Consider the following 5,981-nt stretch of genomic DNA (forward strand, 5'->3'; position numbering starts at 1 on the left):
CCCGGCCCCCGGCCAGGGCCCGGGCTGGGGAGCTCCTCCCCCGAACGCCCACTGGGGCCGGCCTCCGGCCGCGAAGCCCGGGGTGATCCCGCTGCGCCCGCTGGGCATGGGCGAGATCCTCGACGGCGCGGTGAAGACCCTCCGCACCTACTGGCGCACCGTGCTGGCCATCACGGTCACGGTCGCGGTGGTCTCCCAGATCGCCAACATCCTGGCCCAGCAGTACCTCGCCCCCGCCGTTCCGTCGCGGAACCCGGACGCCACCCCCGCCGAAGCGCTCGAGCAGTCGCTCGACGCGGCCCAGTCGTCCCTGATCGGCCTGGGCCCCGCCCTCCTCGTGACGCTGATGGCATCCCTCGTCAGCGCCGCCCTGCTGACCGTCGTCATCAGCCGCGCCGTCCTCGGCCGCCCGGTCTCGCTCGGCGCCGCCTGGCGGGAGGCCCGACCGCGACTCCTCCAGCTCATCGGCCTGACCCTGCTGCTCGCGGCGATGAGCTCCGCCATCGTCATGGTCGGCCTGCTCCCCGGTCTCCTGATCGGCGGCGCGGCGGGCGTGGCCCTGACCCTCCTCGGCGGTCTCGGCGCCCTGGTGGCGGCCATCTGGCTGATGATCCGCTTCAGCCTCGCCTCCCCCGCGCTGATGCTGGAGCGCGGCAGCGTGATCAAGTCGCTGAAGCGCTCGGCGAAGCTGGTTCAGGGCGCGTGGTGGCGCATCTTCGGCATCACGCTCCTCACCCAGCTGCTGATCTTCATCTTCTCCATGATCATCGCGATCCCGTTCACCATCCTCGGCATCGCGGTCGACGGAGACGGCTTCTCCGACATGCTCTCCGGCACGTCCACCACCTTCGGCTGGCCGTTCCTGATCATCACGGGCATCGGCGGTGTGATCACCAGCGCGATCACCTACCCGATCTCGGCCGGTGTCACGGTCCTCCTCTACGTGGACCAGCGCATCCGCCGCGAAGCACTGGACCTCGACCTGGGTCGGGCCGCGGGCGTCCCCGGCTACGGCCCCACCCCGGACACCCAGACCGTCGGAGGCTGATGCGGTGACGGTCACGGGGGGAACGGCCACGGCACCGTCGTTGCTCCGCGCCGACGACGACATCCCGGTGGACATCTCCCGCGTCCCCGCCCAGGAGGCGGCGGAACGGGAGCTGTCCAAGCCGATGTACCACGAGAACGACCCGAACCTCCTCCAGCGTGGCCTCGACCGCTTCTGGGAGTGGGGCGGCGACCTCTTCGAGGCCGCGTCGGATGCCACGCCCGGCGGCGTGATCGGCCTCGTCGTGGTCGTCCTGTTCGTGATCGCCGCGGTCGCCGCCCTCTGGTGGCGCCTCGGCACCCCCCACCGCACACCGGGCACCACCGGCGACTCCCTCTTCGCGGACGGCCCCCGCACCGCCCGCGACCACCGGGCGGCCGCTACCCGCCACGCCTCCGCCGGCCGCTGGAACCAGGCCGTCCAGGAACGCACCCGGGCCATCGTCCGCTCCCTCGAGGAACGCGCCCTGCTCGACCCCCGCCCCGGCCGCACCGCGGACGAGGCCGCCGCCGAAGCGAGCCGCTCCCTCCCCGCCCACGCGGACGACCTGCGCCTCGCCGTCCGCGTCTTCGACGACGTCACATACGGCGGCCGCACCGCCGACGAGCCCGCGTACCGCCGCATCGAGGAACTGGACACCGCCCTGGAGCGCACCCGTCCCACCCTCGACACCGCCCCCACGGGGACACCCGCATGAGCCGTCCGGCCACCAGCACCACGTCGACCGCCCCCTCCGCCCGCCAGCTCTGGACCCGAGCCCGGGGCGCGGCCCTCGTCCTGGCCCTGGTCCTCATCGGCGGCCTGGCGCTCGCGACGCTGCGGTCCTCCGACGCCCACGGCGCCCTCGACCCCCGCTCCGCCGATCCGAACGGCAGCCGGGCCGTCGCCGAACTCCTCACGTCCCGTGGCATCGAGCTCACCCTCGTGACCACCCTCGACGAGGCCACCGCCGCGACCGACCAGGACACGACGCTCCTGGTCACCGCACCCGACCTGCTGACACAGTCTCAGCAGTCCTCGCTCCGCCGAACCATGACGAGCTCCATCGGCCGTACGGTCCTCGTAGGCCCGGGCCGGTCCTCCCTCGACACCCTCGCCCCGGGCGTCACCAGCTCCACCAGCGCCCGCGTGGAGAACCGCGCCCCCTCCTGCACCCTGGCGGAAGCCACCCGCGCCGGCAGCGTCGACCTCGGCGGCGAGCGCTACCTCACCGCCCCCGGCGCCACCGCGGACTCCTGCTACCTCTCCGACGGCCTGCCGACCCTGCTCCGCCTCCCCGGGCAGGACACCACCGACACCGTCCTCCTCGGCTCGCCCGACATCCTCTACAACAAGCGTCTCGACCAGCAGGGCAACGCCTCGCTCGCCCTGCAACTCCTCGGTTCCCGGCCCCATCTCGTCTGGTACCTCCCCTCCCTCACCGATGCCTCCGCCACCGCCGACGCACCCGACGACGGCACCACGGGCAACTTCCTCTCCCTCATCCCCTCCGGCTGGCTGTGGGGCACACTCCAGCTCGCGATCGCGGCCCTGCTCGCCGCCATCTGGCGCGCCCGCCGTCTCGGCCCCCTGGTGACGGAACGCCTCCCCGTCGCCCTCCGCGCCTCCGAGGCGACCGAGGGCCGCGCCCGCCTCTACCGCAAGGCGAACGCCCGCGACCGCGCCGCCTCGGTGCTGCGCACCGCGACCCGCACCCGGATCGCCCCGCTGCTCGGCGTCCCGGTCCAGGACGCCCACTCCGCCGATCGCCTCCTCCCCGCACTCTCCGCCCGTCTCCCCGAGACCACCGCGGACCCCCGGCATCTCCTCTTCGGCCCGGCTCCCGCCGACGACGCCACTCTCATCCGCCTGGCGGACCAACTCGACGCCCTCGAAAGAGAGGTACGCACCTCATGAGCGCCCCGACCCCCGAGACCGTTACGACCTCGGACAGCGCCCGCGCCTCCCTGGAGGCCCTGCGCACCGAGATCGGAAAGGCCGTGGTCGGCCAGGACCCCGCCGTCACCGGTCTCGTCGTCGCCTTGCTCTGCCGCGGACACGTCCTCCTCGAAGGCGTACCCGGCGTCGCGAAGACCCTGCTGGTCCGCTCGCTCGCCGCCGCACTCGAACTCGACACCAAGCGTGTCCAGTTCACCCCCGACCTGATGCCGAGCGACGTGACCGGATCCCTGGTCTACGACACCCGGACCTCCGAGTTCTCCTTCCAGCCCGGCCCGGTCTTCACGAACCTCCTGCTCGCCGACGAGATCAACCGCACGCCCCCGAAGACCCAGGCCTCCCTCCTGGAGGCGATGGAGGAGCGTCAGGTCACGGTCGACGGCACTCCGCGCGCCCTGCCCAAGCCCTTCCTGGTGGCCGCGACCCAGAACCCCGTCGAGTACGAGGGCACCTACCCTCTCCCCGAGGCGCAACTGGACCGCTTCCTCCTGAAGCTGACGGTGCCTCTGCCCTCCCGCGCGGACGAGATCCAGGTCCTCACCCGTCACGCCGAGGGCTTCGACCCCCGCGACCTGAAGGCCGCCGGTGTCCGCCCCGTCGCGGGCCCCGCAGAACTCGAAGCCGCCCAGGCCGCCGTCGCCAAGGTCTCGGTCTCCGCCGAGATCGCCGGCTATGTCGTCGATATCTGTCGTGCCACGCGTGAATCCCCCTCACTCACGCTCGGGGTCTCCCCCCGAGGCGCCACCGCCCTGCTCTCCACCGCCCGCGCCTGGGCCTGGCTCACCGGCCGGGACTACGTCACCCCGGACGATGTGAAGGCCCTCGCTCTCCCCACCCTGCGTCATCGCATCCACCTGCGGCCCGAGGCCGAGATGGAAGGAGTCACCCCCGACTCCGTCATCAACTCGATCCTCGCCCACGTCCCCGTCCCCCGCTGAGAACGGCGCCCCATGGCCCTCACCGGACGAACAGCGCTGCTCGCCGCCCTCGGATCGATCCCCGTCGGCATCCTCGCCCCCAGCTGGGCGGGGATGCTCGCGGTGAACGCGCCCCTCTGCTTCGCAATTCTGTGCGACTACGCCCTGGCCGCGCCAGTACGAACGCTCCAATTCACCCGAAGTGGTGACACATCCGTTCGACTCGGTGACGCGGCACACGTCGATCTCACCGTCACCAACCCGTCCCGCCGCCCCCTCCGCGCCCAGCTCCGCGACGCCTGGCCGCCCAGCAGCTGGCTCCCCGGCACCGAACAGACCTCCTCGCGCCACCGCCTGACGGTCCCCGCGGGCGAACGTCGCCGCCTCACCACGAGCCTGCGCCCGACCCGCCGCGGCGACCGCCGGGCCGAGCGGATCACGGTCCGCTCGCACGGCCCCCTGGGCCTGGCGGCACGTCAGGGCAACCACGAGGTTCCCTGGGCCGTCCGCGTCCTGCCCCCGTTCACCAGCCGCAAGCACCTGCCGTCCCGCCTGGCCCGTCTCCGTGAACTCGACGGCCGCACCAGCGTCCTGACCCGCGGTGAGGGCACGGAGTTCGACAGCCTCCGCGAGTACGTCCCCGGCGACGACACCCGCTCGATCGACTGGCGGGCCACCGCCCGCCAGTCCGCGGTCGCCGTCCGTACCTGGCGCCCCGAGCGCGACCGCCACATCCTGATCGTCCTCGACACCGGCCGCACCTCGGCCGGCCGCGTCGGCGACATCCCTCGCCTGGACGCCTCCATGGACGCCGCACTCCTGCTCACCGCCCTCGCGTCCCGTGCCGGTGACCGCGTGGACCTCCTCGCCTACGACCGGCGCCTCCGCGCCCAGGTCCAGGGCCGCTCCGCGCGCGATGTCCTCCCCGCCGTGGTCAACGCCCTCGCCCCGCTCGAACCCGAGCTGGTGGAGACCGACGCCCGCGGCCTGGCGGCGACGGCCCTCGCGCGCGCCCCCCGCCGCTCACTGATCGTGCTTCTGACGAGCCTCGACGCCGCTCCGATCGAGGAGGGTCTCCTCCCGGTCCTGCCGCAGCTCGCCCAGCGCCACACGGTCCTGCTCGCCTCGGTCTCCGACCCGCACATCGCCCGCATGGCGACGACCCGCGGCACGATCGAGGGCGTCTACGAGGCAGCGGCGGCCACACAGACCCGGTCCCAGCGCTCCCGCACGGCGGACCAGCTCCGGCGCCACGGCGCCACGGTCGTCGACGCCTCCCCCGACACGCTCGCCCCCGCCCTGGCCGACGCGTACCTCGCCCTGAAGGCAGCCGGCCGCCTTTAGAGCCCAAGCACCGATGGCCGGCACGGCAAACAACGCCGCACCGACCATCGATCACGCATGGCGCCGAATCAACGGAACACGACGGAGGCCTCCCCGGCCGCGGCGCTGAAGGAACCGGGGCACAGGAACGAACCCGAGACCTTGGTGGCCGTGAAGGGGGTGTTCACGTACTTCCTGGTGGCCCCTTCCCGATTCCAGACGATGTTCGTCACCTTGTAGCGGCAGGAGACGAACGACTGCTTGCCCGTGAGGTCGATGACGTCCGTCGTCGCCGTACCGGCGGCGTCGTCGAAGACGAAGGCCGGGTTGTTGTTGAGCGAGGCGGTGATGCCCCCGCCGCAGGTCAGATTCCCGCCCGGCTTGTTGATCGTGGACCGGTCGACGGTGAGTGCGCCCGGCGGAGTCGCACTCGCGTCGGCACCGGTCCAGCTACAGGTGTTCCCGGAGACGACGATCACGCCGTCGACCTCCGCGCCGGCCACGGAGCCGCTCGCAGCGGCCGTCGCAGGAACGCCGATGCCGACCGCCATCACCAGCGCGGCCAAGCCGGTCAGAGTGGGGGTGTATTTCATGTCGCTCTCCTTGCCACAGCTTGTGGGTGGGGGGAACCCAAGCGGCTCGGGACAGCCGGCCCGGATTCGGAGTGCGCCACGGAGCGTGTCACAGCCTGCTTGAAATGTCATGCACGCATCAATCTTTGGCTGAAAGTAGCTGAACGCAAAAATGCCTCAACC

Annotated in this window: 6 protein-coding genes; 5 read left to right on the forward strand and 1 reads right to left on the reverse strand. The window is 72.3% G+C overall.

What is annotated here, in order from left to right:
* From AOK00_RS29995 to AOK00_RS30015, 5 genes are all read left to right on the forward strand, one after another.
* Positions 1 to 1,048 (forward strand): DUF7544 domain-containing protein (locus AOK00_RS29995; RefSeq protein WP_254047558.1); only part of this gene is annotated, 1,048 nt, incomplete at its 5' end.
* 4 nt (positions 1,049 to 1,052) lie between these two features.
* Entirely contained in the window at positions 1,053 to 1,745 is a 693-nt protein-coding gene (locus tag AOK00_RS30000; RefSeq protein ID WP_055603365.1) for a DUF4129 domain-containing protein, read from the forward strand.
* A complete protein-coding gene (locus tag AOK00_RS30005; protein ID WP_055603366.1) occupies positions 1,742 to 2,944 on the forward strand; it encodes a DUF4350 domain-containing protein in 1,203 nt (400 codons plus the stop codon). Before AOK00_RS30000 ends, AOK00_RS30005 begins: the two co-directional genes overlap by 4 nt.
* A complete protein-coding gene (locus AOK00_RS30010) occupies positions 2,941 to 3,924 on the forward strand; it encodes an AAA family ATPase (RefSeq protein ID WP_055603367.1) in 984 nt (327 codons plus the stop codon). Before AOK00_RS30005 ends, AOK00_RS30010 begins: the two co-directional genes overlap by 4 nt.
* A gap of 12 nt (positions 3,925 to 3,936) precedes the next feature.
* Entirely contained in the window at positions 3,937 to 5,247 is a 1,311-nt protein-coding gene (locus AOK00_RS30015; RefSeq protein WP_055603368.1) for a DUF58 domain-containing protein, read from the forward strand.
* A gap of 68 nt (positions 5,248 to 5,315) precedes the next feature.
* Here the strand turns inward: AOK00_RS30015 and AOK00_RS30020 are convergent, their stop codons facing one another.
* Complete coding sequence (locus AOK00_RS30020) at positions 5,316 to 5,819, reverse strand: hypothetical protein (RefSeq protein ID WP_055603369.1); 504 nt, start codon at positions 5,817 to 5,819, stop codon at positions 5,316 to 5,318.
* Between the last annotated feature and the right edge of the window lie 162 nt (positions 5,820 to 5,981).

This window comes from Streptomyces aureus, from assembly GCF_001418135.1.
Lineage (GTDB): Bacteria > Actinomycetota > Actinomycetes > Streptomycetales > Streptomycetaceae > Streptomyces > Streptomyces aureus_A.

What these genes read in the sequence shown, in the direction of transcription:
- AOK00_RS30015 (WP_055603368.1), top strand. Translation starts at nt 3,937, where the DNA reads ATGGCCCTCACCGGACGAACAGCGCTGCTCGCCGCCCTCGGATCGATC.
- AOK00_RS30010 (WP_055603367.1), top strand. Translation starts at nt 2,941, where the DNA reads ATGAGCGCCCCGACCCCCGAGACCGTTACGACCTCGGACAGCGCCCGC.
- AOK00_RS30005 (WP_055603366.1), top strand. Translation starts at nt 1,742, where the DNA reads ATGAGCCGTCCGGCCACCAGCACCACGTCGACCGCCCCCTCCGCCCGC.
- AOK00_RS30020 (WP_055603369.1), bottom strand. Translation starts at nt 5,819, where the DNA reads ATGAAATACACCCCCACTCTGACCGGCTTGGCCGCGCTGGTGATGGCG.